This is a genomic window from Brevundimonas sp. GW821-FHT10E09, assembly GCF_058809375.1.
This window is the reverse complement of the sequence record NZ_JBXASO010000007.1, coordinates 145428-170083: the sequence shown is the minus strand read 5'-3', so window position 1 is coordinate 170083 and position 24656 is coordinate 145428. Positions and strand designations below refer to the sequence as shown.

The following is a 24656-nucleotide window of genomic DNA, read 5'->3' as shown; positions in this document are numbered from 1 at the left end:
GGACGCCTCCTTCGAGTGCTGTTCAACACCTCACTCTGGCACATAGATGCCGTCGGGGGGCGTCCACCCCATCACCCTAAGCGGAAGCTCAGCGCTTCCGCTTAGGGTGTTCATAGCCCCTTATGCCGGGCAGCGCGTCTCGGTCTGGCTGGAGTCCAGCTTGATCTCGGACACCGACACCGTCAGCGTCCCGCTGGTCGCCATGTGGAATGGAACCTCGACCTTCGACAGATCCCCGCCGTCGGTGCGGAAACAGGTCAGGGGGATACGGGCCTCGCGCCACTGGCCCACCGGGGCCGAACGCAGCAGGCCGGTCAGGTCGATGGCTCCGCCGCCCAGCTTGAAGGCCACCGGCGCGCTCGGCGCAGCGTCCACCCGGTAGCGGAAGCCCAGAGCCACGGCGCCATTGGCCTGACGCGTCAGATCGACAGGCGTGCCCCAGATTTCGACGCTGGCCGCTCCCGTCCCCGCAAAGACGAACTGCTGACCGCTTTCCTGGGCCAGGTCGTCGACCGGGCGCGAGGCCACGCCGCTGCGCGGGCTGGAGGCCGTCTTGGCCGTGCCGGGCCGGGTCTGGCCGCCCGCGTCGTTCAGCAGCAGGCTCCAGGGCGAGACGAACCGACCGTCGACGAAATAGCGGTCCAGATTGGTCGCCTGGGCCGAGACCCCGCTCTCCTCCGACAGCATCCCCACCGTCGCCGGCGCGGCGTAGCTGAGGCCGTAGCCATAGGCGAACTGCGGGTCATAGCCGGGCTGGCCGTGGTTCAGCGGCGTCCCCGTCGCATCCTTGGGCCAGCTGAAGGACAGCTTGCCGTGGAAGTCGTTGCGCGGCTTGCCGTCGGCGCCGCCCACCAGCAGGTCGGCGACCCCGCCGCCCTCGGTCCCCGGCAGCCAGGCGGCGACAAAGGCGTCTGACGCGTTGATCTCCGGATTGGTCCACATCGGACGGCCCGACAGGAAGACCGACACGGTCGGAATCCCTGCCGCCTTCAGGCGCTTCAGCGTCTCCAGCGGCGCGCTGGGCACGTAGTCCAGATTGTCCACGTCGCCCTGGAACTCGGCATAGGGGGTCTCGCCGAAGACGACGATGGCCACGTCCGGCTTCTGGGTGAAGCTCCCGTCCGCGCTCAGGGTCGCGCTCCCGCCCCCCGCCTTGACCGCCTCTTCGATCCCGCCCCAGATCGACTGGCCCTGGGGGAAGTCGGCGTTGGAATTGCCCGTCCCCTGCCAGCTCAGGGTCCAGCCGCCCGAGGCCTGGCCGATGTCGTCGGCCGCCGTCCCCGCCACCAGCACCCGCGCATTGGCGCGGACCGGCAGGACGCCGTCGTTCTTCAGCAGCACCAGCGACTTGCGCACCGCCTCGCGCGCCAGGGCCCGATGCGCCGGCGAGGCCAGTTCCTCGAACCGGCCCTCGACCGGCCGCGTCGGTTCAAACAGGCCGGTCTTGACCTTGGCGATCAGGATGCGGCGCACAGCCTCGTCCACCCGCGCCGCCGGGATCTCGCCCGACCTGGCCTGGGCCAGGGTCGAGGCGTACAGCGGCTTCCAGCTATCGGGCGCCATCAGCATGTCGATGCCGGCGTTGACGGCCAGGGCGCAGCTCTCATTGGTGCAGCCCGGCAGTTGCCCGTGGGCGTTCCAGTCGGACACCACGAAGCCCTTGAACCCCAGCGGCCCGCGCAGCACGTCGGTCAGCAGGGTCGGGTTGCCCGAGTGCTTATAGCCGTTCCAGCCCGAGAAACTGGCCATGATCGACAGCACGCCCGCGTCGATGGCCTGGACATAGCCGCCTAGGTGGACGTCGATCAGCTCCTGCTCCGTGCCCCGGAAGTCGCCCTGGTCCTCGCCCTCGAAGGTGCCGCCGTCGGCCAGGAAGTGTTTCGCCGATCCGGCGATATGGCCGGGCGCCAGCGGCCGCCCCGGCTGCAGCTCGCCCTGGAGCCCCAGGGTCATCGGCCCGGCGTAGGACCGCTGAACCTCCGGGTCCTCGGCGTATCCCTCATAGGACCGGCCCCAGCGGTCGTCGCGCGGCACGGCCAGGGTCGGGCCGAAGGTCCATTCCGCCCCTGTCACGGCCACTTCCAGCGCCGTCGCCGCCCCAATCCGCCGGATCAGGTCCGGATCGCGCGCGGCGCCCAGGCCGATGTTGTGCGGGAAGATGGTCGCGCCGGGGACGTTGTTGTGCCCGTGCACCGCGTCGATGCCATAGATCAGCGGGATCACCGTCCCCCCGCGCGCCTCGTTGGCGGCGCGGAAGGCGCGGGCCAGGTCCAGCCACTTCTGCGCAGTCGCCTTGTCGTCGCCCCAAGGTCCCGAACTGCCGCCCGCCAGGATCGAGCCCAGCGGATAGGTCTTCAGGTCGTCCGGCGTGATCGAGCCGATGTCGGCCTGGATCAGTTGCCCGACCTTCTCCTCCAGCGTCATCTTCGCCATCAGCTCGGTGACGAAGACCTCGGTACGCGCATCGCTGATCGCGGCCGGGGTCGCGGCCTGGGGCCAGAGGGCGGGATGGGCCCGCGCCGCCTCGGGAACCGCGGCCGTCTGGGCCAGGGCGGGGGCGCCGCCGCTCATGGCCAGGGCCAGAACCATCAGGGACACAGTCGTGCGCATCGGATTTCCTCGCAGGATGAACCAGGAGGCGTGCGTCTGACGGATCGGAAGACAGGCGGACAGGCGCGACGGAATGGCGACATTCCGACCCTTCACCCTGCGCGTCTGCTCCCGAGCGATCGATCCGCCGCCCTTCGGCGCGGATTAGGGACGGGACGCGGCGGCCCGTCAAGCCATTTTTGAGAACGTTCTCAAGATCGCCCCGCGCAACTTGACGCAGGGCGATTCCCGGAGGGGATCAAACCCCTAGTCCGGCAGGTCTTCGGCCAGGATCGCCATTTCGAACATGAACGAGCCTTCCTCGTCCTCGTCCTCGAAGACGATGCCGATGAACTCGTCGCCGACATAGACTTCGGCCGAGTCGTTCTGCTTGGGACGGGCCTTCACGATGATGCCGCCGGTGTTGAAGGTGCGCTTGAGGTGGGCCTCGATGCGCTTCAGGTCGGTGTCTTTCACGGGGGGCCTCATGGTCTTGGGTTGGCGGCGGACCCTAGAGAAGTCGGGCGTTGAGGGAAACCCGTCAGATCACGAAGTCGTACACCACGTCCGCCAGCGTATGGTCCATGGTCCGCGCCGGCTCGGCCCCGGTGGGGCAGTTGACCAGGCGCGCCGGCACCCCGGCCACGGTGCAGCCCGACGGCACATCCTTCAGCACCACCGAGCCCGAGGCCACCTTGGCGTAGTCGCCGACGTGGATATTGCCCAGCACCTTGGCCCCGGCGCCCAGCAGCACCCCCTTGCCGATCTTGGGATGGCGGTCGCCGCGCTCGGCGCCCGTGCCGCCCAGGGTAACGTTGTGCAGCATCGACACGTCGTCGCCGACCACCGCCGTCTCGCCGATGACGATGCCGGTGCCGTGGTCCAGGAACAGGCCCTTGCCCAGCCGCGCCGCCGGATGGATGTCCAGCTGGAACAGTTCGGAGATCCGGCTCTGGAAGTGGAAGGCCAGGGTCTCGCGCCCCTGTCCCCACAGCCAGTGCGCCACGCGCCAGCCCTGCAGCGCCTGGAAGCCTTTGAAATATAGGAAGGGCTGCAATAGGTTGCGGATCGCCGGGTCGCGCTCGGCCACCGCCTGCAGATCGGCTTCCGCCGCCGCGACCATGGCCGGATCGGCGACGAAGGCCGACAGGCAGACCTCGCGCACCGACATGGCGCTCATTTCCCCGTCGGCCAGCTTGCGCGCGATCTGGAAGCTGAGCGCGCCGGCCAGGTCGTCGTGCGACAGGATGACCGCATTCATCTGCGAGCCCAGCTGGGGCTCCTCGCGCGCGGCGGCCTCGGCCGAGGCGCGCAGCTGGCGCCACACGCTGTCGGTTTCCGCAACGACTTCAAGCTTGGCCATGCCGGGCTCCTTCGGCGACATCATACCCGCCCCAGCATGGCCTGCGCCAGCGCCGGAGGCAGGGCTCCATTCTGCGCCATATGATAGGCCTTGTACGCCGTCGCCACCGTCAGACTGTCGCGCACCGTCCCGCGCCCGATCTCGTCGAGCAGATCCAGGAAGGGCACCCGGACCACGGCGATGATCTCCGTCGGGTCCGGCGCGACCGGCGCAGGGCTTAGGCCCCAGGCGATCCAGCTCATGCCGATCTCGTCGGTGATGGAGTTGGACATCTCGACCGTCAGGGCCGGCGCCCAGTGCGCGGCCTCCAGCCCCGCCTCCTCGGCCAGTTCACGCCGGACCCCGTCGAACGGATCCTCGTCCAGGGGCGCCCCGCCCTCGGGCATTTCCCAGGAATAGTTGGCCAGGGCGAACCGCTGCTGGCCTACCAGCACCACCGTCCCGTCGTCATGCACCGGCAACACGCCGGTCCCGACGTTCTTGAACCGCACGACGGCGTAGTCGGCTGCATGCCCCGTCGGCGCCGTCGCCGGATGTCGGGTCAGGCTCAGCCACGGGCTGTCGAACAGAACCTCGGTTCCGTCGCTGCGCCACGCCGGCGGCTTGACCAGTCCCTCGGCCCATTTCGGTTCGTCGGAATTGCTCATGGCTCACCTATGGCGAAGGCGGGGACGAAAGCCTAGCTAGACCGCATGACCGAGCTGCCCCTTATCCCCCTGAACGCTCCCCTGCCCGCCCCGGTCCCCTCGCAGGACCTGCGCGACCGGCTGGCCACGCGCCGCTCCGCCCCGGCCCAGGCCCTGACCGCCCCCGGCCCGACCGAGGCCGAGCTGGACCAGATCCTGACCCTGGGCGCCCGCACCCCCGATCACGGCAAGCTCTTCCCCTGGCGGTTCGTGGTCCTGGGCCCGCTCAGCCGCGCCCGGATCGCCGAGCAACTGGCCGTCCTGGCCGAGACCCGCGACAAGCCGGCCAAGGACCAGGCGGTCCTGGCCAAGCTGACCGCCGCCCCCCTCACCATTCTGGTCGTCTCGACGCCCGTCCCCGCCGCCAAGCCGGTCTGGGAGCAACAGCTGTCGGCCGGCGCCGTCTGCATGAACCTGGAACACGCGGCCGGCGCCTTCGGCTATTCGTCCAGCTGGATCACCGACTGGTACAGCTACGACCCCCAGGCTGTGGCCCTGTTCGGCCTGACCGAGGGCGAAGCCGTCGCCGGCTTCATCCACATCGGAACCCTGACCGAACCCGCCCTGGAACGCCCCCGCCCGGACATGGCCGCCAGGGTCACGCGCCTGCCGTGATAGGCGTCATCCTCCGGCAAGCCGCGCCTTCGCGGCGCAGACCGGGGGACCCAGCGGCGCCTTAGGCGTAACGACGTGGGCGGGATTGGTCGGCCCAAGCCCAGGCGCGGGTGAGAAGCCGCGGCCCTAGGCTTCAAGGGAGAGGCGGCGATCAGTCATTGCGAGTTGCACAAGGTTTATTCAAGGTTGTGCAATGACCGCCCCCCGGAAGACCGGCACCATATCCGCCAGTGACGATGTCAGAGAGGCGATGGCGAAACGCGCGCCGCCACCCGCCAAGATTAAGCAGCCACCCGTGACCTCCCTCAAAAGCGGAACACGGGTGGGGGAAGTTTACTGGTGCGATTTTTCCCACACCAACCTCATTCCTGAATTCGACTCCGAGCATCTGGTCATGGTGATCAAATCCGCCAGGCTCACCGACGTATCTCTCGTCATTCCCCTGACAAAACGCGATCAGTCGTCCAACCCGCACGGATACAAACTCAAACACAATCCAAACGAGCAGACAGCAGATGAATCATGGGCCGTGTGCGATCACATCTATGCGGTCTCGTCGGGCCGCCTCAGACCGCTCAGAACGACTGCTGGTCAGATGCGCAAGCCATTCACCCTAGACCCAAGTGACATCGAAGCGATCAGCCGTCATGTCCGCCGTGTTCTGACGCCCTTTCTTCAAAAAGGGATTGCCTCCTCAGATCCCGCATCGGGGGTGACTTGATCATCGCAAGATCTCAGCCTATATACACGTCACGGTTTCGGCCGCGGGGACCCTGCTGTCCCACGCCTCTCCGGAGGCATAATTCCGAAAAGCCGGTTCTTCTCGAACCGGCTTTTTTGTTTTCACGTCACCCCCGCCCGCGATAGGTCGGCACGCCCTGATCCGGCAGCCACAGCCCCTCGGGCGCCACGCCCGTCTGCCAGAAGACGTCGATCGGTATGCCGCCGCGCGGATACCAGTACCCCCCGATCCTCAGCCATTTCGGCGCCAGCAGGTCCGCCAGGCGCCGGCCGATGGCGACGGTGCAGTCCTCGTGGAAGGCGCCGTGGTTGCGGAAACTGGTCAGGTACAGTTTCAGGCTCTTGGACTCGACCAGCCAGTCGCCCGGCGCATAGTCGATGACGATATGGGCGAAGTCCGGCTGGCCCGTCACCGGGCACAGGCTGGTGAACTCGGGCGCCGTGAACCGGGCCAGATACAGCGTATCCGCATGCGGGTTCGGCACCCGCTCCAGCACGGCCGTCTCGGGGCTGGTCGGGGCGGCGGTCTGGGCGCCGAGTTGGCTGAGGTTGTCGGTGTAGTGGGTCATGCCGCGCATTTAGGCGTTTGCGGCGCGTAAGAAAATCCTCCGGGCGAACCGCCCCATTCCAGACCCCATCCGCGTCCGGCCCCCTCCACCGCGAAGACGCGGTCCCCCTCCCCCAGACGGGGGAGGACTACGAAGCCGACGACCGAAATCCTCCCCCATTGGGGGAGGGGGACCGCCGCGCCTCTTCGCGCGGTGGTGGAGGGGGCGCGCCGCGCACGAGGCTTGTGGCGTTCAACGCCCCTAGTTCCGCAGATTTTTCCTCAGCCTTTCAACGCTCTGACGTCAAAAAACCCTGCTCAACCCGCCATGCCTTGAAATCCGGCTATAATCACCCCCATCGGATGGGAGGGCCGAAATTGGACTCATTGGACTCATTAGACTGTGTTTTCACCGTCCAGCTTCGCCGCCGATTTCAGACGATTCATACGATTCAGACTCTGTTTTTTCGTCGGCGAGTCTGAAATCCCGTCGCCCGAATTCTCCCCGATTGCCTTCCCCCGCGACAGCCCGCTAAGCGTAGCGAAACGAAACCCAGGAGACGCCCGTGGCCATTCCCGCTTCGCTTCAAAAAGGCCTGACCCTGCCGATCATCTCGGCGCCCATGTTCCTGGTCTCCGGCCCGGACCTGGTGGTCGAGGCCTGCAACGCCGGGATCATCGGCACCTTCCCGTCGCTGAACCAGCGCACGGCCGAGGGCTATCGCGACTGGATTCACGAGATCAAGGGCCGGCTGAAGCCCGGGGCCGCCGCCTTTGGCGTCAACCACATCGTCCACCCGACCAACCCCCGGCTGATGGCCGACATGACGGTGTCGGTCGAGGAGAAGGTGCCGCTGATCATCACCTCGCTGGGCGCCGTGCGCGACGTGGTGGATGCGGTCCACGGCTACGGCGGCGTGGTCTTCCACGACATCGCCAACATCCGCCATGCGCGCAAGGCGGCCGAGGCGGGCGTCGACGGCCTGATCCTGGTCGCCAACGGCGCGGGCGGCCACGCCGGGATCATCAACCCCTTCGCCCTGGTCAACGAGGTGCGCAGCTTCTTCGACGGGACCATCATCCTGTCCGGCGCGATTTCGACCGGTCAGGACGTGGCAGCGGCCCTGATGCTGGGCGCCGACTTCGCCTATATGGGCACCCGGTTCATCAACACGACCGAGGCCATGGCGGCCGACGCCTACAAGCAGATGATCATCGACAGCGGCTCGACCGACATCGTCCACACCCCGGCCGTGTCCGGCATCCCGGCCAACTTCATGTCCAAGTCACTGATCGAGAACGGGATCGACCCCAAACACCTGCCCGAGCACAAGCTGGACATGGGCGACGAGGCCAAGGCCTGGAAGACGGTCTGGTCCGCCGGCCAGGGCGCGGGCGCCATCCACGACGTCCTGCCGACCACCGAACTGGTCGGCCGCCTGCGACAAGAGTTCGCTCAGGCCACGGAACAGTTTTCAGCCAGGACCGCAAACCTGTAAGGCTCCTTCGCGCATCCCGCGCGTTGGAGCCCGCATGATCCGAATCCCCTCGCTCGTTCCCTCCGCCCTGCTGGGTTCCCTGCTGGTCCTGACCGCCGTCGTCCCCGCCCAGGCCCAGACGTCTCCCGGCCGCGGCGTCTGGGGCTTCGAGGTCGAGGCGGGGACGGACAACCGCTCCAAGGCCGCCTCCAAGTCGTGCAACGACGCCTATGTCTCCGCCTACGCCGCCTGGGAGAGCGACGACGGCCGGATCTATGTCTCCCCCGGCTTCCAGACCATCCAGGCGGGCGGCTCGAACATCGAGACCGACTGGATCGTCGGCTACCGGCCCGAGGCCTTCGGCTACGCCTTCGACCTCAACCTCGCCTACAAGCGCCGCCTGGACGTCGATCCCGGCTACGACGCCGACGGCCTGGAGCTGAGCGCCGAGGTCAGCCGCGCCGTCGGTCCCGCCCAGGCGGCCCTGCTGGTCCAGTACGCCCCCGACGCCCCCGGCCTGACCCGTTCCTACGTCTGGGTCGAGGCCGAACTGGGCTGGACCTTCTCGCCCCGCCTCGACGGCTCGGCCGCCATCGGCCGACGCGAACAGGACGGCGGCCCCGACTACACCGGCTGGAACGCGGGCGTGACCTACGCCCTGACCGACGCCCTCGCCCTCGACCTGCGCTACTACGACACCGACGCCGCCGCGTTGGACGAGCAGTACGAGGACGCCGTCGTCGCCCGGCTCGCCTACGCCTTCTGACGCCCTGCCCTTGCGCCCCGGGCCAAGGCCGCCCATATGGGGAGGGTCGATCTCTCTGCGTAACGCCGCTGCTCCCTTTGCATCACGCACCGAGGTCCAAACGCCGATCCCATTCAGACCCGACAGGCCGACCAGGGATCCCTCCCTGCGGCCAACGCCAGACGGAGGTCTCCAAATGGCTACCGGCACTGTTAAATGGTACAACCCCACCAAAGGCTACGGCTTTATCGCTCCCGATGACGGCGGCAAGGACGTCTTCGTCCACGCCTCGGCTGTCGAAACCTCGAGCGTCGGCTCGCTGAACGAAGGCCAGAAGATCTCCTACGAGATCGAGCGCGACTCGCGCTCCGGCAAGGAATCCGCCGGTCGCCTTACGGCGGCTGAGTAGGACACGCTTCGGAACACCATCGCCTTCGACGGCGAGGTGACCAAGCTCCTGCCGCTGGGCGGCCGCAAGGTCCGCCTGGACAACGGCCACGTCGTAACGGTTCTGCCCACGCTCGGTACGCCTCAGGGCGTCTCCGGGCTGGGTGATCCGGTCGTGGTCGAGATCGCCTTCAATCAGCTGAAGGGCTGGCGCCTCGCGCGCCGGCCCTGATGCCTATTCCGTACAGGACGCCCGCATGACCCCGCTCGCCGACATGATCCCCTCGATGACCGACGCCGATCTGGTGACCCTGCGCGCCAACGCCGCCCGTCTGGTCGAACACGGCGCCTCGACCCAGGTCATGGCCGCCAGCGACATCCTGCCGGTCATCGACGCCGAAGTCGCGCGCCGCGCCGCCCTGCCCAAGGCCGCCAAGGCCCCGGTCAAGCGCGCCGCCCCCAAGAAGAAGCTGCCCCCCGTCACCGGCCACCAGACCGCCCTTCCCTCCAGCTGAGATCAGCCCAGGGCCTGATCCAGATCCGCGATCAGGTCCTCGACGTTCTCGACCCCGACCGACAGCCGGATCAGGCTGTCGGTGACGCCGCCCTTCTCGCGGATGTCCTTGGGCACGCTGGCGTGGGTCATGATCGCCGGGTGGTTCACCAGGCTCTCGACCCCGCCCAGCGACTCCGCCAGCGTAAAGACCTGCACCCGTTCCAGCACCCGCTTGGTCCGCTCAAGGTCGCCTTCCAGCACCACCGTCACCATGCCGCCGAAGCCCCCGTGCATCTGGCGCGCGGCCAGTTCGTGCTGCGGATGGGCGATCAGGCCGGGATAGATGACCTTGGCCACGCCCTTCCGGGTCTCCAGCCAACGGGCCACGGTCAGGGCGTTCTCGCAGTGCGCCTTCATCCGCAGCGCCAGGGTCTTCAGCCCCCGGTTGGCCAGGAAGGCGTCGAACGGCCCCATGATCCCGCCGACCGAGTTCTGCAGGAACTTGATCCGCGTCGCCAGATCGGGATCCGCCGTCACCAGCACCCCGCCGATGATGTCCGAATGGCCGTTCAGATATTTGGTCGCCGAGTGCATCACCACATCCGCCCCCAGGCTCAGCGGCTGCTGGCAGAAGGGCGTGGCGAAGGTGTTGTCCACGATCAGCAGCAGGCCGTGCGCCTTGGCCACCTTCGACAGGGCGGCGATGTCCGCCAGCTTCATCAAGGGATTGGTCGGGGTCTCGACCCACAGCATCCTGGTCTTGGGCGTGATCGCGGCCTCGACCGCGGCGATGTCGCTCAGGTCCACATAGGCGAAGTCCAGCCCCATGGTCCGCCGACGCACCCGCTCGAACAGCCGCCACGATCCGCCGTACAGGTCGTCGCCGGTCACGATATGATCGCCCGCGTCCAGCAGCTCCAGCGCCGTCGAGGTCGCCGCCATGCCCGAGCCGAAGCCGAACCCGTGCGTCCCGCCCTCCAGGTCCGCGATACAGGCCTCAAACGCCTCGCGCGTCGGGTTCTTGCCCCGCGCATACTCGTAACCCTTGTTCACGCCCGGGCTTTCCTGGGCATAGGTCGAGGTGGCGTAGATCGGCGTCATCACCGCACCCGTAGTCGGGTCGGGATGCTGCCCGGCATGGATGGCGCGGGTCGAGAAACCCTGGCTGTTCTTCTTGTCGGCCATGGTTCTACCGGTTCAGGCTGAGGTGGTTGATCAAGTCGGTGCGGGTGATCAGGCCCACGAACCGCTCGCCGTCCAGCACGATGGCCACCCGGTCGCGGTCAAACACGGGGATCAGGGCGTCCAACGACTCCTTGACCTGAAGCGTATCCAGATCGCGCGTCATGGCCGAGGCCACCGGCTTGGCGAACCGCTCCTTGCGGGTGATCTCGTCGGTGTTCATCACCTGGATCAGGTCGCTCTCGTCCAAAATGCCGACCAGGCGGCCGTCTTCAATGATCGGCAATTGGGACACGTCGGCGCCCTTCATCCGCTTGAAGGCCGTGTCCAGGGTGTCGCCCGGACCGGCCACGACCACGTCGCCCTTCTCGTATTTGCGGTTGATCAGGTCCGACAGGTCGCCGTGCAGCTCGCGCTCGCCCAGACCCTGATCCGCCAGCCAGGCGTCGTTGTAGACCTTTGACAGATACTTGGCCCCGGTGTCGCAGACGAAGGTGACGCAGGTCTTGGCCTCCGTCTGCTCACGGCACCAGCGCAGGGCCGTGGCGATCAGCGTCCCCGAGGACGACCCCGCCAGAATGCCTTCCTTCAGCAGAAGTTCGCGCGCCGTGGCGATCGCCTCGGCGTCGGGGATCGAATAGGCCTTGTCGATCAGGCTCATGTCCGCTGTGTCGGGCACGAAGTTCTGACCGATGCCCTCGACCGTATAGCTGCCGTCCGGCCCCGGCACGCCCTCATTGACGATGCCGGCCAGGGTTGATCCCACCGGATCGGCCAAGACGATCTGGGCCCTGGAGCCCACGCTCTTCAGATAGCGCGCCACGCCGGTGATCGTCCCGCCCGAGCCGATGCCGGCGACGAAGGCGTCGATGTCGCCCCCCGTCTGCTCCCAGATCTCCGGCCCCGTCGTCTTCACATGGGCGTCAGCGTTCGAATGGTTGGCGAACTGGTTGACGTAATAGGCGCCGGGAATGGCCTGCGACAGGCGCTCGGCCATGTCGGTGTAATATTCAGGATGCCCGTGCGGCACGTCCGAACGGGTCAGGCGAACATCGGCGCCCATGGCCCGCAGATGCTGGATCTTTTCCTTCGACATCTTGTCCGGGATGACCAGCAGCACCTTATAACCCCGCGCCCGGCCGACCAGAGTCAGGGCCAGGCCCGTATTGCCCGCCGTCGCCTCGACGATCGTGCCCCCTTCCTTCAACCAGCCTTCCTTCTCAGCCGCATCCAGCATCTCGACCGCGATCCGATCCTTGATCGAACCGCCGGGGTTCTGGGACTCCAGTTTCAGCAGCAGCCGGCACTTGCCGGTGTCGATCTTCGTCACCTCCACCATCGGCGTCTTGCCGATCAGATCCAGCGGCGACTTCACGGTCGCGCTCAGGGCGGGGGCGTTCAGGGACATCGAAGACTCCGGTTCAGGACGCAGAGAGGCTGAGGCCTCACATTCACATGGTCAACTCACGCAAGATTTGACCCAAGGGCGCGGTTCCGCGCTACGAAAGACGCAATGACCAATTCATCCAAAAGGCCGCCCGCCGGCCTTCCCGACAAAGACACCCTCCTCGCCTTCCTGCGCGAGGCCGGATCGGCCGAGAAGACCGATATCGCGCGCCACTTCGGCCTGAAGGGCGGCGACCGCCGCGCCCTGCGCGAAATGATCCGCGAGTTGGAAGAAGAAGGAAAACTGGGCAAGCGCGGCCGCAAGGGCTTCTCCGAAGCCGGCGCCCTGCCCCCTGTCGGCGTCGCCGACGTGATCGAACGCGACGGCGACGGTGAACTTTACGTCCGTCTGGTCGAGGCCAGCGCCGACGCGCCCCGCGCCATACTGATGCCCGACAAGGGCAAGCCCGGCCCCGCGCCCGGACTGGGCGACCGCCTGCTGGTCAAGTTCCAGCGCGGCGGCGACGGCTGGGAAGCCCGACTGATCAAGAAGCTGGACGTCGGCACGAACCGCGTCCTGGGCGTGATCCGCAAGTCGGCGCGCGAGACCCGCGTCGAGCCGGTCGACCGCCGCTCCAAGGACGTGCTGCTGGTGCCCCAGGCCCAGTCGGGTGATTTGCGCGACGGCGACCTGGTCCTGGCCGCCATCGAAAAGGGCGAACAGCGGTTCGGTCCCAAGCGCGGCAAGATCCTGGAACATATCGGCAAGGAGGACGACCCCCGCGCCGCCTCCCTGATCGCCATCTACGCCCATGGCGTCCCGACCGGCTTCTCCGAGGCCGTCGAGCGTGAGGCCGAGGATCAGGCCCTGCCGACGCTGAAGGGCCGCGAGGACCTGCGCGAGGTCCCCTTCATCACCATCGACCCCGCCGATGCGCGTGACCATGACGACGCCGTCTACGCCGCCCGCGACGAGGATCCCAAGAACCCGAACGGCTGGATCGTCTGGGTCGCTATCGCCGACGTCGCCGCCTATGTGCGGCCCGGAACCCATCTGGACCGCGAGGCGCGGGACAAGGGCAACTCGACCTATTTCCCCGACCGCGTCGAGCCGATGCTGCCCGAGGTGCTGTCGAACGGCCTGTGCAGCCTGAAGGAAGGCGAAAACCGCGCCTGCCTGGCGGTACGGATGGTGTTCGACAAGGACGGCCGAAAGACCGGCCACAAGTTCGTGCGCGGCCTGATGCGGTCGCACGCCAAACTGTCCTACGAACAGGCCCAGGCGGCCATCGACGGGCAACCGGACGACGCCACCGGCCCGATCATGGAGGCCATCCTCTATCCGCTGTGGAACGCCTATCACGCCATGCTCAAGGGCCGGCTGAAGCGCAGCCCGCTGCAGATCGAATCCGCCGAGCGCCGCATCCGCATGGCTCCAGACGGCGGCATCGCCTCAATCGAAAAGCGCGCCTCTCTCGAGGCGCACCGGCTGATCGAGGAGATGATGATCCAGGCCAATGTCTGCGCCGCCGAGACGTTGGAGCAGAAGAAGACGCCCCTGATCTACCGCGTCCACGACGCGCCCAGCCAGGAGAAGATCTTCAACCTGGCCGACTTCCTCTCGACCATCGGCAAGCCGTGGAACAAGGGCGAGCCGGGCACGACCAAGCGGTTCAACAAGCTGCTGGACGAGACGCGCGACGGCGAATACGCCGATGTGGTCAACGAGGTGGTCCTGCGCACCCAGATGCAGGCCATCTATTCGCCCGACAACGTCGGCCACTTCGGCCTGAACCTGGATCGCTACGCCCACTTCACCTCGCCGATCCGGCGCTATTCCGACCTGATCGTCCACCGCGGCCTGATCCGGGCGCTGGGTTTCGGCAAGGACGGGCTGACGGATCGCGAGATCGCCGAACTGCCCGCCATCGCCGAGGGCGTGACCATGACCGAGCGCCGGTCGATGGCCGCCGAACGCGACGCCATGGACCGCTATATCGCCGCCTTCCTGGAAGACCGGGTCGGGGCCACCTTCACCGGTCGGATCACCGGCGTCACCCGCTTCGGCCTGTTCATCCGGCTGGACGAGACGGGCGCCGACGGCCTGGTGCCCGTCTCGACCCTGGGCAGCGAATATTTCGCCCACGACGACCGCGCCCACGCCCTGGTCGGCGAACGCACGGGCAAGCGGTTCACCCTGGGTCGCAAGGTCGAGGTCAAGCTGATGGAGGCCACCCCCGTCACCGGCGGCCTGGTGTTCGAAATGCTCAGCGAGCCCGAACCCCGCGACCCCAACGCACCCGCCCCGCGCTACGGTATTCGCGGACGCGGCGGCGACGGCCCGCCCATGCGTGGCAAGGGTCGGCCGGGCGGTCCCAAGCCTCGCAACGGCTCCAAGCCGGCGGGCGGACTGAAGGGCGTCCGGAAGGGCAAACGGAAATGACCCCGGAATGAGCGGAATGAAGGATCACCCCTTCGACGCCGCCCAAGACCTCGCCGACGCCCCGCGTGTCGGCGGCGCCCAGCGGCCCAAGGACGCGGCGACCCTGATCCTGACGCGGGGCGGGTCGCGGCCCGAGGTGCTGATGGGAAGACGGGCGCCAGGGCATGTCTTCATGGCGTCGAAATGGGTGTTTCCAGGTGGGCGGATCGACCGGGCGGATTTCACCGCCGCCGCAACGGGCGATCTGACGTCCGACGTCGCCCGCAGGCTGGAGGCCGAGGTTCCCGCCCGCCGCGCGCGCGCACTGGCCCTGACGGCGGTGCGCGAGACATTCGAGGAGACCGGCTTGATCCTGGGCCGCCCCGCGCCGCCCGCCAACACAGCCGGGCCGTGGCGCGAATATCGACAGGCGGGCGCCCTGCCCGACCTGTCGGTCCTGTCCTACATCGCCCGCGCCGTCACGCCGCCCGGCCGCACACGCCGTTTCGACGCCCGTTTCTTCATGGCGCCGTCCGAGGCGCTTATGACGCCGGAACCCACCGCCGGATCGGGCGAACTGGACGAGATCGCCTGGCTGCCGCTGGAAGACGCCCGCGCCCTGGACCTGCCCGCCATCACCCGCTTCGTGCTGGGCGAACTGGCCGAGCGCCTGGCCCAGGACCGCGCCAATCCTGACCGCCCCCTGCCCTTCGTCCGCATGGTGCGTGGCCGCCACGTCGTCGATCACAGGGACTGACCATGCCCAGCGCCATCACCCTGCGCCTGACCACAGCCGATCCGGTCCCAGGCGTCGCCTACAGCCTGCAGGACAAGGCCAACGCGCCGGTCGATCCCCGCATCGCCGACGATGGTCCGATCAGTTTCGACGTCCCTGTCACCCTGTCCGACGACGGGCGGCTGACCGGCCCCTTCGTGCGACGCGAAGGGCCGTCGCGACGCTTCGTCTATATCGCCATCGGCACATCGGCGGGACAGCACAGCGAATGGACCCGTCGCGCCAAGATCGACGTCCTCGACATTCCCGCCGACCTTCTGGCCCTGGCGCGCGAAGGGCGCGTGCTGGAAGCCGTTCTGCCCGGCCGCGCCCGCGACGGCGGCCCGGCTTGCGCCACCGTGCGGCCGCTCCAGCCCTGGCGCGCCGTCTGACCTATTCGGTCAGCGGCTTCGTCAGATCGAACTCGACGCGGAAATGACGGTTCGGACGCCGCAACTCATAGGCGAACATCCGATCCGGATGGACCTCCATCGCCCAGACATTGGTGGTCGAGACCGCCGCGTCGTTGGCGTCGAACAGGGCGATGGACTCGGCGTCGACGGGGAATTCCTGCCGCTCGGCCGTGCCCGCCTCCGCCGTATCCCCGCCGTACCAGTGCAGCACGTCGGTCGTGCCGTCCTCGTGCCGGTGATCGTGTTTCAGCCGCAGGCCCGTGTCGGTCTTCGTCACCACCCAGGTCCGCGACCGATCCTCGCCCACGGCGAAGGGAATACGCACCTCTTCCGCCGAACAGTCGCGGACATGCATGATCAACCGTTGGCTGGCGAAGGCGGCGTCGGCTGCGTCGGTCGTGACGACCCGTCCTTCGAATCTCTGGCCGCACAGGGCGTTGAGCCGCGCCAGGAAGGCGTCCTGCTCTGGCGTGGAAAAGGCGGACGCCGCGCCTGCGAAAGGCGCGGAAACAAGGGCCAGGGCGGCGATGAAGGATGCGATTTTCATGCGACGACATTATATGTGCGCCGCGCCGCATCAACGTGGCATCGCGCCCGTTGACTTTGGGGCGCGGCTGAGTATGTTCCACGCCTCTTATTTTAAGCGGCTTTCGCCGTCGCAGAGGTAATTCCGATGGCCAAACCGGCTTCCATCAAGATCCGCCTGAACTCCACGGCCGACACCGGCTTCTTCTACGTCACCAAGAAGAACGCCCGCACCATGACCGAAAAAATGGTCGTCAAGAAGTACGACCCGGTCGTGCGCAAGCACGTCGACTTCAAGGAAGGCAAGATCAAGTAAGGGCTCAAGGCCCGGCGACCCTCGCACGATCCGAGGGCGCCTTGATCTGAGACTGAAAATGAAACGCCCGGCGGGTCATCCGCCGGGCGTTTTCAGTTGCTTGTCGTTCTTCTCGACATCGTCTGACAACGGAGACAAGCGACGTCAGGCCGCTTTGGCGATGACCTTGTTCCGGCCGCCCGCCTTGGCCTCGTACACCCCTTCGTCGGCGCGTTTCAGCAGGGCTTCGGGCGTATCGCCGGCGCCGGTCGTGGCGGCGACCCCGATCGAGATGGTGATGGTCAGCAGTTCCTTGCCGCCCATGACCCGGAAGGGCGCGGAGGCGATGTCCCGGCGAATCCGTTCCGCAACGATCCGCGCGTCTTCCAGACTGGCGCCCGGCATGACCACCACGAATTCTTCGCCGCCCATCCGGCACGGCACGTCCACGGCGCGGACATTGGTGGCCAGTCGCACGGCGAACTCGGCCAGAACCTCGTCGCCGGCGTCATGACCAAAGCCGTCGTTGACGGATTTGAAGTGGTCGATGTCCAGCACCAGCACCGCCACCGTCGCGCCCCCATGCGCGGCCCGCCCGACCAGGGCCTGCAACTGCCCGGTCATGTAGCGACGGTTATGCAGACCGGTCAGGGCGTCGGTGACGGCCATCTCCAGGCTGCTGTCCAGCTTCTGCCGTAGGAAATCGGTGTAGCGTTTGCGGCGAATCTGGGTTCGCGCACGCGCCGAAAGCTCCTCGGGATCGATCGGGCGCGGCAGGATGTCGGTGGCGCCCAGTTCCAGCGCCTTGACCATGCGCGGCCGTTCCTTCGGCTCGACAATGGCCAGGATTGGGGCGCGACGCGCATCGCCCGACTTGGCCAGGGCCACGACCCGCAGCCCGTCGAAGCTTTCGGCGGAGACATTGACGATGATCAGGTCCAGCGGCCCCTTGGCGGTCGCCAAGGCGGCCTCCGGATCGGACTCTATGGAGACGCGGTGCTCGCGTCCCAGTTCGGCGGCGATCGTCTGGGCCTGGCTCGCATCGTCGTCGATGATCAGGACCCGGCCGCCCTCGCTGCGCAACCGCGCGCCCCCCTCGCCGTCCACGCCCATGCGCCGGCTGCTTTCCTCGCGCTCGCGCAGTTCGTCCATCACCTGTTTCAGCCGCGTCAGCGACTTGACGCGCGCGAACAGGACCACGTCGTCGATCGGCTTGGTCAGGAAGTCGTCGGCCCCCGCCTCAAGCCCTCGGATTCGATCCTCGCGTCCATCCAGCGCCGTCACCAGCACCACCGGTATGTGCCGCGTCTCCGCCCGCGCCTTCAGCCGCCGACAGGTCTCGAACCCGTCCATGCCGGGCATCATCACATCCAGCAGGATCATGTCCGGCTGATGCTCCGTCGCCAGATCCAGCGCGGTCGCCCCGTCGTTGCAGGTCAGGACGTCGTAGTATTCGATGGTGAGCTTGGCCTCGAGCAGACGGACGTTCACGTCCACGTCGTCGACCACCAGAATCCGCGCGCTCATCCCAGATGCTGCCGGATGGTTTCGAGGAAATGCATGACGGAGATCGGCTTGGAGATATAGGCCTCGCACCCGCCCTGGCGGATGCGTTCCTCGTCGCCCTTCATGGCGAAGGCCGTAACGGCGATCACCGGGATATGGTTCAGCTCCTCGTCGTCCTTCAGCCATTTGGTGACTTCGAGACCGGAGATTTCAGGCAGCTGAATATCCATCAGGATCAGGTCCGGATGATGCGCGCGCGCGAGAGCCAGAGCCTGCAGTCCCTCACGGGTCTGCAGGGTCTCGTAGCCCTGGGAATCGAGCAGATCATGAAAAAGCTTCATGTTCAGCTCGTTATCCTCGACGATGAGGACTTTCTTGGACATCATCACCTGACCTGCGGGGCCCCTCACAACGGGGCGCCTCGTGCGGTGGAATAGTGGGCGCCCAGTCTTAAGTTGGGGTGAAGCCAAGGTTACGGAGACCTTAAGCGTGGCCATGAAGGCCGTCTGCCGCGACTGCCTGTGGACCGGCGCCGACCCCGCCGGACCGCCGGACCGACGCTGCCCGTCGTGCGGCTCCCGTCGCATCGTCGCCGATCCGGAACTGGACCAGCTGTCCATCGCCCACATGGACTGCGACGCCTTCTACGCCTCGGTGGAGAAGCGCGATCGGCCCGAACTGCGCGACAAGCCGGTCATCGTCGGCGGGGGCAAGCGCGGCGTGGTCTCCACCGCCTGCTATGTCGCGCGCCAGTACGGCGTCGGCAGCGCCATGCCGATGTTCAAGGCGCTGAAGGCCTGTCCAGAGGCCGTGGTGATCAAGCCGAACTTCGCCAAATACGTCTTTGAGTCGGAACGCATCCTCGGCGCCCTGGGCCGGCTGACGCCCCTGATCCAGCCGCTGTCGCTGGACGAGGCCTGGGTGGACCTTTCGGGGACCGAGCGGCTGAACGGCGGCCCGCCCGCCTTCCAGCTGATTCGCTTCCAGAAACAGATCGAGGAAGAAACCGGCCTGACGGTCTCCATCGGCCTCGCCCCCAACCGCTTCCTGGCGAAGATGGCGTCGGAGATGGACAAGCCGCAGGGCTTTTCCGTCGTCGGCGCCGCCAACGCCCAGGCTCTTCTGGCGCCGCGCCCCGTCACCGCCCTGCCCGGCGTCGGCCCGGTGTTCGGCAAGGCGCTGCGCAGCGACGGCTTCGCCACCATCGGCGACCTGGCGAAGGCGGACCTGCGCGACCTGGTCAAGCGCTACGGCGAATCGGGCCTGCGCCTGCATGATCTGGCCCACGCCCGCGACGCCAGAGCGGTGAACCCCGAGCGCGACCGCAAGGGCATGAGCGCCGAAACGACCTTCAACGAAGACCTGAGCTCTCAGGAGGCGCTGGAGGCCGAGCTCTGGCCCCTGTGCGAGAAGCTGGCGTCCAAGGCCCGGCGCGACGGCGTCGCCAGCCGCGTTCTGGTGCTGAAACTGCGGCGCACCGACTTCAAGATCATTACCCGCCGCGTCACACTGGCCGATCCGATCCAGACCGCCCGCGCCCTGTTCGCCGCCGGCCGCGACCTGCTGAAGCCGGAACTGGGTCCGCCCTACCGGCTGATCGGCATCGGCATGGCCGACATCCAGGACGCCGACGACGCCCCCGCCGGCCTGTTCCAGACCCCCGAGACCCGCGCCCTGAAAACCGAACGCGCCATCGACGCCCTGCGCGAAAAATTCGGCAAGGACGCCGTGGTGGCGGGGCGGGCGTTGAAGCCCTAGGAAGCCGCATGGATCTCGCCAAACGCGCCTACGACCACGGCTTCCGCCTGGACCCCATCGTCCGCAGCCTGCTGGACACCGACTTCTACAAGCTGCTGATGCTGCAGATGATCTGGCGCGAGCATCGCGACACGCCGGTCGTCTTCCAGGTCATAAACCGCACCCGGTCCGTCCGCCTGGCCGACGAGATCGACATCGGCGCCCTGCGCGAACAGCTGGACCACGCCCGCACCCTGGGCTTCACCAACAAGGAACTGGTCTGGCTGGCGGGCAACAGCTTCTATGGCGTGAAGCAGATCTTCTCGCCCGACTTCATCGGCTGGCTGACCGACTATCGCCTGCCCGACTACGACCTGTCGGTTCAGGACGGCCAGTATGTCCTGACCTTCGCGGGCGCCTGGGCCGAGGTGACGCTGTGGGAGATTCCGGCCCTGGCGATCCTGAACGAACTGCGCTGCCGCGTTGGTCTGCGGCGGCTGGGCCGGTTCGAGATGGACGTCCTCTACTCCCGCGCCAAGACCCGGCTCTGGTCCAAGGTCGAGCGGTTGCGGGCCTTGCCCGATCTGGCCCTGTCCGACTTCGGCACCCGCCGTCGCCACGGTTTCCTGTGGCAGCGCTGGTGCATACAGGCGCTCAAGGAGGGGCTGGGCCAGGCCTTCATCGGCACCTCCAATGTGCTTCACGCCATGGAGAACGACCTGGAAGCCATCGGCACGAACGGCCACGAACTGCCGATGGTCCTGGCCGCCCTGGCGCCCGACGACGCGGCCCTGGCCCGGACCCCCTATGCGGTGCTGGACGAATGGCGGCGCCACTATGGCGGCAATCTGCTGGTCGTCCTGCCCGACGCCTTCGGCACCGAGGCCTTCCTGGACCAGGCTCCCGACTGGGTCGCCGACTGGACCGGCTTCCGCCCCGACTCGGCGCCGCCCATCGCGGCGGGCGAACGGCTGATCGACTGGTGGCGCGCCCACGGCCGCGATCCGAAGGAGAAGCTGCTGATCTTCTCGGACGGCATGGACATCGACGGCATCGAAGCCGCCCACGCCCATTTCCACGGCCGCGCCCGCCTCAGCTTCGGCTGGGGCACCAATCTGACCAACGACTTCCGCGACTGTTCGCCGGCCTTCGCGCCCGAGCTGGAGCCCATCTCCCTGGTCTGCAAGGTGGCGGAGGCCGGCGGCCGGCCGGCGGTCAAACTGTCGGACAACCCGGAAAAGGCCGTCGGCGATCCGGCCGAGATCGAACGCTATCGCCGCGTCTTCGGCGTGCGCGGCCTGACGGCCCAGCCCGTCGTCGTCTGAAACCCGGCCTTAAGCCCCTTTCGGCCATAAGGGCGGGATGAACGCCTTCATCGACAAGATGCGCCGCCGCGCCGGCCGTTACCTCGACGTCCGCGCGGAGATGATCCAGCCCGCGCGCGGCGTCCTCAGCCTGTCGTTCGACGACATCCCCGCCTCGGCCTGGCTCGAGGCCGGGCCGATCCTGGCCGAGCATGGCGTCAAGGCCACCTATTATGTCTGCGGCGGCCTGTCGGGCGGTCGCAATCTGGACCTGCCGCAGTTCGAGACCGAACACCTCCAGGCCCTGCACGAGGCCGGGCACGAGGTCGGCTGCCATACCTATGAACACGTCTCGACCCTGACCCTGTCGCCCGCCGAACTGGACGCCAGCCTGGCCCGAAACGCCGCCTGGGTGTCGGAACGTCTGGACGACTATCAGATGCTCAGCTTCGCCTATCCGTTCGGCGATTGCGCCCTTGGGGCCAAGCCGGTGATCGACCGCCGCTTCCTTTGCGGCCGCGGCGTGCGCGACGGGATCAACGCCGGCCGCGTGGACCGCAATCTGTTGCAGGCTGTCGGGCTGGAGAGCCGCCGCCTGCCCGGCTATGATCTGGAACAGATGGTCGCAGACACGGCGGCGTCTAGGGGCTGGCTGATCGCCTACGGCCATGACGTCAGCGACGCTCCCACCCCCTACGGCTGCCGCCCTGAGGATATCGACCGGTTGATCCGCCTGGCCAAAGCGGCCGGTCTGGACATACAGCCGGTCGCGGCGGCGTGGGCGATGGCGGCCTATTAGCCACCGCCGTCACTTGCGCCTACGCTTGATGAGAAGCGGCCTCTTCCATCTTCCGCCGATCCGCCCAGGCGATCAGCTCCTTCCTCGGCCAGACCATCAGCCACGACCGCGCGGTGTATTCACCGCTGTCGATCAAGGCCTTACGCGACGCCGAGGCCGTTCCGGCCCGCTCCGTATGGATCTCGCCCGGCCCCTGGTGAACCATGAAGGCGCCGCCCTTCAGCGGGTTCAGGCGCAGGTGCGCCAGGCGCGGGCTGATCTCGGTCAGGGGCGGATCATAGAACCAGCTGGAGCCGATCATCCCCGCCAGTTCCGGCCGCGTCCGGCAGATTTCCGCCGCCGTGGCCCAGGCCTCGTTCCAGCCGTCCTCATTGAAGCCGCGCAGCCAGCGGCTCTCGGTATGGACCTCCAGCCACGGCTCGCGTTTCGCGCCCGCCGCCAGATAGCGGAACAGCGGGCGGAAGCCCCAGCCCTCGCGCACATGTTTGACGATCTGTCCCGGACCGACCGGCGAACTGAGGTCGATCACCTGGCTCTTGGCCCCCGGCACGCTGAGCGCCAGGGAAAAGCGCACGTCCTTGGACCAGTGATCGAAGTCGTAATCCCCCTCGGCCTTGCTCAGAAAGGCGGCGAGCTGGTCGATCCAATAAGGGTAGAGCGTCAGGACCTCGGCCGGCAGGGCCATGGCCTTCACCCGGTCCGGCAGACCCAGGGCCCAGGCCGCGACCAGGCCGCGTCGCACGTCGTCCGACACGCCCGGCCCCAGCAGAGCGTCCACCGCCTTGGCCGGCATTTCGAAATCCCAGTGGGGCGCAGCCTCGGCGGCTCTGACCGCCGCCGGCTCCAGAGCCGCGTCCACGCGCGCCCGATCCTCGGGCGACAGCCGCGCCAGAACGGCCTGGAAGGCGGAGACGTCGGGAGTCAGGTGCAGATCCATGGGCCACACCATGACACGGCCCGGTTGGCGAAGCTTTAAAGCCACGCGACCGGTGACGCCGCCCTTGCGCCGCGCTAAACCGCCAACCAGATCAAGGAGCCCCCATGAGCATCGAAGCCCGCATCGCCGAACTCGGCATCACCCTGCCCGAACCCGCCAAGGCGGTGGCCAACTATGTGCCCTTTGTCCAGACGGGCGCCGTGGTCCATGTGTCGGGCCAGCTGTCGAACGACGCCTCGGGCGGGGTCAAGGGCACGGTCGGCGTGGACGTGACGCCGGACCAGGCCAACGCCGCCGCCCGCCTGTGCGGGATCAACCTGCTGGCCCAGATCAAGGCCGCCTGCGACGGCGACCTGAACCGGGTGGTGCGGATCGTGAAACTGGGCGGCTTCGTCCAGGCCGGTCCGGATTTCGAGGCCATTCCCGCCGTCATCAACGGCTGCTCGGACCTGATGGTCGAGGTGTTCGGCGACGCCGGCCGCCACGCCCGCTCGGCCGTGGGCGTCTACAAGTTGCCTCTCGGATTCGCCGTCGAGGTCGACGCCATCGTGGAGATCCGTTGACCTTCACCCTCACGGTCCACGAGGGGATCGCCGACATCGGCCGCGAGGCTTGGGACGCCTGCGCGCGTCCCACGGGCGATCCCTTCGTCTCCTACGACTTTCTGCACGCCTGCGAGGCCTCCGGCAGCGCGGCCCCGCAGGAAGGCTGGGCGGCGCGCCACCTGGCCCTGCGTGACGAGGACAACGCCGTCCTCGGCGTCATGCCCCTCTATCTGAAGGGCCACAGCCAGGGCGAATACGTCTTCGACCACAGTTGGGCCGACGCCTATGAGCGCGCCGGCGGCCGCTATTATCCCAAGCTGCTCGGCGCCGTGCCCTTCACCCCGGCGACCGGGCCGCGTTTCCTCAATCATCCCGACACAGACGCCGCGACGGTGCGGCAGGCCCTGCTCCAGGGCGCCCTGACCCTGGTGGAGCGGATGGTGGTGTCGTCCCTGCACGTCAATTTTCCGACCGAGGTCGAGTGGACGGACATGGCCCAGGCCGGCCTGCTGCCGCGCCAGGACATCCAGTTCATCTGGCGCAACGACGGCTATCAGACCTTGGACGACTTCCTGGCCGCCCTGTCGGCCAACCGGCGCAAGACCATCCGCCGCGAACGCCGCGACGCCCAGGCCGATCTCGACATCCGCGTCCTGACCGGCGCCGAAATCACCGAGGCCCATTGGGACGCCTTCTTCGCCTTCTACATGGACACGGGCGACCGCAAATGGGGCCGGCCTTATCTGACGCGGGACTTCTTCACCCGGGTCGGTGAGACGATGGCGGACCGCATCGCCCTAGTCATGGCCTTCCGCGACGAAACGCCCATCGCCGGCGCCCTGAACTTCATCGGCCGCAACGCCCTGTACGGCCGCCAGTGGGGCACGCTGGAAGAGGTGCCCTTCCTGCATTTCGAGCTCTGCTATTATCAGGCCATCGAGTTCGCCATTGCGCGCGGCCTGTCCCGCGTCGAGGCCGGCGCCCAGGGTGAGCACAAGATCGCGCGCGGCTATCTGCCCTCGCCGGTCTATTCCGCCCACTTCATCGCCGACCCCGCGCTGCGCGGTCCGGTGGCCGACTATCTCCGGCGTGAAGGTCCTGCCGTCGAGGCGCAAAGGCTGGAGATGACCGCGGAACTGTCGCCGTTCAAAGGAAATGGCTGATTCCCGCCCCCTGCGCGGAT

General features: G+C 67.5%; 27 protein-coding genes. 16 read left to right on the top strand and 11 right to left on the bottom strand.

Annotated features, from left to right (window positions below):
- Positions 1-120: 120 nt before the first annotated feature.
- From AC1RSI_RS08815 to AC1RSI_RS08800, 4 genes are all read right to left on the bottom strand, one after another.
- Positions 121-2610, bottom strand: coding sequence for a glycoside hydrolase family 3 protein (locus AC1RSI_RS08815; protein ID WP_291753804.1), 2490 nt, complete (start codon positions 2608-2610; stop codon positions 121-123).
- 246 nt (positions 2611-2856) lie between these two features.
- On the bottom strand, positions 2857-3078 hold the full coding sequence (locus AC1RSI_RS08810) for a DUF3126 family protein (protein ID WP_035307881.1): 222 nt from the start codon (positions 3076-3078) through the stop codon (positions 2857-2859).
- Positions 3079-3130: 52 nt separating this feature from the next.
- Positions 3131-3952: a serine O-acetyltransferase gene (gene cysE / locus AC1RSI_RS08805; RefSeq protein ID WP_035307878.1), complete on the bottom strand. Its 822-nt coding sequence runs from the start codon at positions 3950-3952 to the stop codon at positions 3131-3133.
- 20 nt (positions 3953-3972) lie between these two features.
- Complete coding sequence (locus tag AC1RSI_RS08800; RefSeq protein WP_154727060.1) at positions 3973-4599, bottom strand: NUDIX domain-containing protein; 627 nt, start codon at positions 4597-4599, stop codon at positions 3973-3975.
- A 45-nt stretch (positions 4600-4644) separates the two neighbouring features.
- Between AC1RSI_RS08800 and AC1RSI_RS08795 the strand changes: the two genes are divergently transcribed.
- Positions 4645-5253 carry a nitroreductase family protein gene (locus AC1RSI_RS08795; protein WP_372704704.1) on the top strand — a complete coding sequence of 203 codons (609 nt, stop codon included), beginning with the start codon at positions 4645-4647 and terminating at the stop codon, positions 5251-5253.
- A 193-nt stretch (positions 5254-5446) separates the two neighbouring features.
- Complete coding sequence (locus AC1RSI_RS08790) at positions 5447-5974, top strand: type II toxin-antitoxin system PemK/MazF family toxin (protein WP_154727092.1); 528 nt, start codon at positions 5447-5449, stop codon at positions 5972-5974.
- A 127-nt stretch (positions 5975-6101) separates the two neighbouring features.
- On the opposite strand, the gene queF is transcribed toward AC1RSI_RS08790, so the two are convergent.
- On the bottom strand, positions 6102-6563 hold the full coding sequence (queF, locus tag AC1RSI_RS08785; RefSeq protein WP_040349994.1) for a preQ(1) synthase: 462 nt from the start codon (positions 6561-6563) through the stop codon (positions 6102-6104).
- Between the two features lie 544 nt (positions 6564-7107).
- Here queF and AC1RSI_RS08780 point away from each other — a divergent pair.
- From AC1RSI_RS08780 to AC1RSI_RS08760, 5 genes are all read left to right on the top strand, one after another.
- Complete coding sequence (locus AC1RSI_RS08780) at positions 7108-8040, top strand: NAD(P)H-dependent flavin oxidoreductase (RefSeq protein ID WP_008261410.1); 933 nt, start codon at positions 7108-7110, stop codon at positions 8038-8040.
- 34 nt (positions 8041-8074) lie between these two features.
- Positions 8075-8785, top strand: coding sequence for a TorF family putative porin (locus AC1RSI_RS08775; protein ID WP_154725167.1), 711 nt, complete (start codon positions 8075-8077; stop codon positions 8783-8785).
- 175 nt (positions 8786-8960) lie between these two features.
- Positions 8961-9173 carry a cold-shock protein gene (locus AC1RSI_RS08770; RefSeq protein ID WP_008260450.1) on the top strand — a complete coding sequence of 71 codons (213 nt, stop codon included), beginning with the start codon at positions 8961-8963 and terminating at the stop codon, positions 9171-9173.
- Positions 9174-9209: 36 nt separating this feature from the next.
- A complete protein-coding gene (locus tag AC1RSI_RS08765) occupies positions 9210-9383 on the top strand; it encodes a hypothetical protein (RefSeq protein ID WP_008262128.1) in 174 nt (57 codons plus the stop codon).
- A gap of 25 nt (positions 9384-9408) precedes the next feature.
- Positions 9409-9666: a hypothetical protein gene (locus AC1RSI_RS08760; protein ID WP_008260096.1), complete on the top strand. Its 258-nt coding sequence runs from the start codon at positions 9409-9411 to the stop codon at positions 9664-9666.
- A gap of 2 nt (positions 9667-9668) precedes the next feature.
- Here AC1RSI_RS08760 and AC1RSI_RS08755 read toward each other — a convergent pair whose 3' ends face one another.
- On the bottom strand, positions 9669-10832 hold the full coding sequence (locus AC1RSI_RS08755; RefSeq protein ID WP_154725168.1) for a cystathionine gamma-synthase: 1164 nt from the start codon (positions 10830-10832) through the stop codon (positions 9669-9671).
- 4 nt (positions 10833-10836) lie between these two features.
- Positions 10837-12237 (bottom strand): pyridoxal-phosphate dependent enzyme, encoded by a 1401-nt coding sequence (locus tag AC1RSI_RS08750; RefSeq protein WP_154725169.1) that lies wholly within the window; start codon positions 12235-12237, stop codon positions 10837-10839.
- A gap of 105 nt (positions 12238-12342) precedes the next feature.
- Here AC1RSI_RS08750 and rnr point away from each other — a divergent pair, with 105 nt between their 5' ends.
- Genes rnr through AC1RSI_RS08735 form a run of 3 tightly spaced genes read left to right on the top strand, consistent with a single transcriptional unit; the run spans position 12343 to position 15804 of the window.
- Positions 12343-14658 (top strand): ribonuclease R, encoded by a 2316-nt coding sequence (gene rnr, locus AC1RSI_RS08745; RefSeq protein WP_154725170.1) that lies wholly within the window; start codon positions 12343-12345, stop codon positions 14656-14658.
- Between the two features lie 16 nt (positions 14659-14674).
- Positions 14675-15394, top strand: a complete 720-nt coding sequence (locus tag AC1RSI_RS08740; RefSeq protein WP_154725171.1) for an NUDIX hydrolase — start codon at positions 14675-14677, stop codon at positions 15392-15394.
- Positions 15395-15396: 2 nt separating this feature from the next.
- Positions 15397-15804, top strand: a complete 408-nt coding sequence (locus tag AC1RSI_RS08735; RefSeq protein WP_154725172.1) for a DUF5990 family protein — start codon at positions 15397-15399, stop codon at positions 15802-15804.
- A gap of 1 nt (position 15805) precedes the next feature.
- On the opposite strand, the gene AC1RSI_RS08730 is transcribed toward AC1RSI_RS08735, so the two are convergent.
- On the bottom strand, positions 15806-16372 hold the full coding sequence (locus AC1RSI_RS08730) for a hypothetical protein (protein ID WP_154725173.1): 567 nt from the start codon (positions 16370-16372) through the stop codon (positions 15806-15808).
- Between the two features lie 126 nt (positions 16373-16498).
- Between AC1RSI_RS08730 and rpmG the strand changes: the two genes are divergently transcribed.
- A complete protein-coding gene (rpmG, locus tag AC1RSI_RS08725) occupies positions 16499-16666 on the top strand; it encodes a 50S ribosomal protein L33 (RefSeq protein ID WP_008262536.1) in 168 nt (55 codons plus the stop codon).
- Between the two features lie 144 nt (positions 16667-16810).
- Here the strand turns inward: rpmG and AC1RSI_RS08720 are convergent, their stop codons facing one another.
- Both AC1RSI_RS08720 and AC1RSI_RS08715 read right to left on the bottom strand, forming a co-directional pair.
- Positions 16811-18172 (bottom strand): PleD family two-component system response regulator, encoded by a 1362-nt coding sequence (locus AC1RSI_RS08720; protein WP_154725174.1) that lies wholly within the window; start codon positions 18170-18172, stop codon positions 16811-16813.
- Positions 18169-18534, bottom strand: coding sequence for a response regulator (locus AC1RSI_RS08715; RefSeq protein ID WP_164952723.1), 366 nt, complete (start codon positions 18532-18534; stop codon positions 18169-18171). Before AC1RSI_RS08715 ends, AC1RSI_RS08720 begins: the two co-directional genes overlap by 4 nt.
- A 112-nt stretch (positions 18535-18646) precedes the next feature.
- On the opposite strand from AC1RSI_RS08715, the gene AC1RSI_RS08710 reads away from it, so the two are divergent.
- From AC1RSI_RS08710 to AC1RSI_RS08700, 3 genes are read left to right on the top strand one after another with little or no spacing between them, the layout of a single operon-like run.
- Positions 18647-19909 carry a DNA polymerase IV gene (locus tag AC1RSI_RS08710; RefSeq protein WP_196066289.1) on the top strand — a complete coding sequence of 421 codons (1263 nt, stop codon included), beginning with the start codon at positions 18647-18649 and terminating at the stop codon, positions 19907-19909.
- Positions 19910-19917: 8 nt separating this feature from the next.
- Positions 19918-21213 carry a nicotinate phosphoribosyltransferase gene (locus tag AC1RSI_RS08705; RefSeq protein ID WP_154725176.1) on the top strand — a complete coding sequence of 432 codons (1296 nt, stop codon included), beginning with the start codon at positions 19918-19920 and terminating at the stop codon, positions 21211-21213.
- A 37-nt stretch (positions 21214-21250) separates the two neighbouring features.
- Positions 21251-21991: a polysaccharide deacetylase family protein gene (locus AC1RSI_RS08700; RefSeq protein WP_008260473.1), complete on the top strand. Its 741-nt coding sequence runs from the start codon at positions 21251-21253 to the stop codon at positions 21989-21991.
- A gap of 19 nt (positions 21992-22010) precedes the next feature.
- Here AC1RSI_RS08700 and AC1RSI_RS08695 read toward each other — a convergent pair whose 3' ends face one another.
- Positions 22011-22928 carry a hypothetical protein gene (locus tag AC1RSI_RS08695; RefSeq protein ID WP_154725177.1) on the bottom strand — a complete coding sequence of 306 codons (918 nt, stop codon included), beginning with the start codon at positions 22926-22928 and terminating at the stop codon, positions 22011-22013.
- A 104-nt stretch (positions 22929-23032) separates the two neighbouring features.
- Between AC1RSI_RS08695 and AC1RSI_RS08690 the strand changes: the two genes are divergently transcribed.
- On the top strand, positions 23033-23491 hold the full coding sequence (locus AC1RSI_RS08690; RefSeq protein ID WP_154725178.1) for a RidA family protein: 459 nt from the start codon (positions 23033-23035) through the stop codon (positions 23489-23491).
- Positions 23488-24636 carry a GNAT family N-acetyltransferase gene (locus tag AC1RSI_RS08685; RefSeq protein ID WP_447941563.1) on the top strand — a complete coding sequence of 383 codons (1149 nt, stop codon included), beginning with the start codon at positions 23488-23490 and terminating at the stop codon, positions 24634-24636. Before AC1RSI_RS08690 ends, AC1RSI_RS08685 begins: the two co-directional genes overlap by 4 nt.
- Positions 24637-24656 lie beyond the last annotated feature (20 nt).

Excerpts from the sequence above, each read along its gene's own strand:
- AC1RSI_RS08715 (WP_164952723.1), bottom strand. The coding sequence starts at position 18,534 with ATGTCCAAGAAAGTCCTCATCGTCGAGGATAACGAGCTGAACATGAAG.
- cysE (WP_035307878.1), bottom strand. The coding sequence starts at position 3,952 with ATGGCCAAGCTTGAAGTCGTTGCGGAAACCGACAGCGTGTGGCGCCAG.
- AC1RSI_RS08760 (WP_008260096.1), top strand. The coding sequence starts at position 9,409 with ATGACCCCGCTCGCCGACATGATCCCCTCGATGACCGACGCCGATCTG.
- AC1RSI_RS08690 (WP_154725178.1), top strand. The coding sequence starts at position 23,033 with ATGAGCATCGAAGCCCGCATCGCCGAACTCGGCATCACCCTGCCCGAA.
- AC1RSI_RS08800 (WP_154727060.1), bottom strand. The coding sequence starts at position 4,599 with ATGAGCAATTCCGACGAACCGAAATGGGCCGAGGGACTGGTCAAGCCG.
- AC1RSI_RS08770 (WP_008260450.1), top strand. The coding sequence starts at position 8,961 with ATGGCTACCGGCACTGTTAAATGGTACAACCCCACCAAAGGCTACGGC.
- AC1RSI_RS08775 (WP_154725167.1), top strand. The coding sequence starts at position 8,075 with ATGATCCGAATCCCCTCGCTCGTTCCCTCCGCCCTGCTGGGTTCCCTG.
- AC1RSI_RS08735 (WP_154725172.1), top strand. The coding sequence starts at position 15,397 with ATGCCCAGCGCCATCACCCTGCGCCTGACCACAGCCGATCCGGTCCCA.
- rnr (WP_154725170.1), top strand. The coding sequence starts at position 12,343 with ATGACCAATTCATCCAAAAGGCCGCCCGCCGGCCTTCCCGACAAAGAC.
- AC1RSI_RS08755 (WP_154725168.1), bottom strand. The coding sequence starts at position 10,832 with ATGGCCGACAAGAAGAACAGCCAGGGTTTCTCGACCCGCGCCATCCAT.
- AC1RSI_RS08795 (WP_372704704.1), top strand. The coding sequence starts at position 4,645 with ATGACCGAGCTGCCCCTTATCCCCCTGAACGCTCCCCTGCCCGCCCCG.
- AC1RSI_RS08730 (WP_154725173.1), bottom strand. The coding sequence starts at position 16,372 with ATGAAAATCGCATCCTTCATCGCCGCCCTGGCCCTTGTTTCCGCGCCT.
- rpmG (WP_008262536.1), top strand. The coding sequence starts at position 16,499 with ATGGCCAAACCGGCTTCCATCAAGATCCGCCTGAACTCCACGGCCGAC.
- AC1RSI_RS08705 (WP_154725176.1), top strand. The coding sequence starts at position 19,918 with ATGGATCTCGCCAAACGCGCCTACGACCACGGCTTCCGCCTGGACCCC.
- AC1RSI_RS08815 (WP_291753804.1), bottom strand. The coding sequence starts at position 2,610 with ATGCGCACGACTGTGTCCCTGATGGTTCTGGCCCTGGCCATGAGCGGC.
- AC1RSI_RS08720 (WP_154725174.1), bottom strand. The coding sequence starts at position 18,172 with ATGAGCGCGCGGATTCTGGTGGTCGACGACGTGGACGTGAACGTCCGT.
- AC1RSI_RS08810 (WP_035307881.1), bottom strand. The coding sequence starts at position 3,078 with ATGAGGCCCCCCGTGAAAGACACCGACCTGAAGCGCATCGAGGCCCAC.
- AC1RSI_RS08750 (WP_154725169.1), bottom strand. The coding sequence starts at position 12,237 with ATGTCCCTGAACGCCCCCGCCCTGAGCGCGACCGTGAAGTCGCCGCTG.
- AC1RSI_RS08790 (WP_154727092.1), top strand. The coding sequence starts at position 5,447 with ATGACCGCCCCCCGGAAGACCGGCACCATATCCGCCAGTGACGATGTC.
- AC1RSI_RS08710 (WP_196066289.1), top strand. The coding sequence starts at position 18,647 with ATGAAGGCCGTCTGCCGCGACTGCCTGTGGACCGGCGCCGACCCCGCC.
- AC1RSI_RS08740 (WP_154725171.1), top strand. The coding sequence starts at position 14,675 with ATGAAGGATCACCCCTTCGACGCCGCCCAAGACCTCGCCGACGCCCCG.
- AC1RSI_RS08695 (WP_154725177.1), bottom strand. The coding sequence starts at position 22,928 with ATGGATCTGCACCTGACTCCCGACGTCTCCGCCTTCCAGGCCGTTCTG.
- AC1RSI_RS08700 (WP_008260473.1), top strand. The coding sequence starts at position 21,251 with ATGAACGCCTTCATCGACAAGATGCGCCGCCGCGCCGGCCGTTACCTC.
- queF (WP_040349994.1), bottom strand. The coding sequence starts at position 6,563 with ATGACCCACTACACCGACAACCTCAGCCAACTCGGCGCCCAGACCGCC.